Annotated in this window: 1 protein-coding gene; it reads right to left on the bottom strand. The window is 51.6% G+C overall.

What is annotated here, in order from left to right:
* Window positions 1-310 (bottom strand): Ig-like domain-containing protein (locus tag ACIF8R_RS18375; RefSeq protein WP_396482479.1); only part of this gene is annotated, 310 nt, incomplete at both ends.

The raw sequence follows: 310 nt of genomic DNA, 5'->3' as shown, positions 1-310 counted from the left end.
TCGGTGCCAATGCATCTACAATGCCTGTACCTGGTAATGATGGGTTACCTGCAGGGTCAGTTGCTGTCGCAGTCACTATTTGACCATCAAGCAAGTCACCTGGGTTTGGCGCTGTCCATTTACCATCAGGACCTGCAACGACAGTTGCTGTTGTGCCATCAGGGAAGCTCACAGTGACTGTTGAACCTGGTTCTGCTGTACCGGTGACTGGATTAGTCGCATTGATCGGATCAAGTACTGGCGCATTTGGTGCTGCCGTATCGACAGTCACGATGACATCTGCCGGGCTGCTGATATGACCTTGTGAATC

It is taken from the genome of Acinetobacter sp. ABJ_C4_1, assembly GCF_044538495.1.
Taxonomy (GTDB): domain Bacteria; phylum Pseudomonadota; class Gammaproteobacteria; order Pseudomonadales; family Moraxellaceae; genus Acinetobacter; species Acinetobacter nosocomialis_A.
This window is presented reverse-complemented; position numbering and strand designations above follow the sequence as displayed.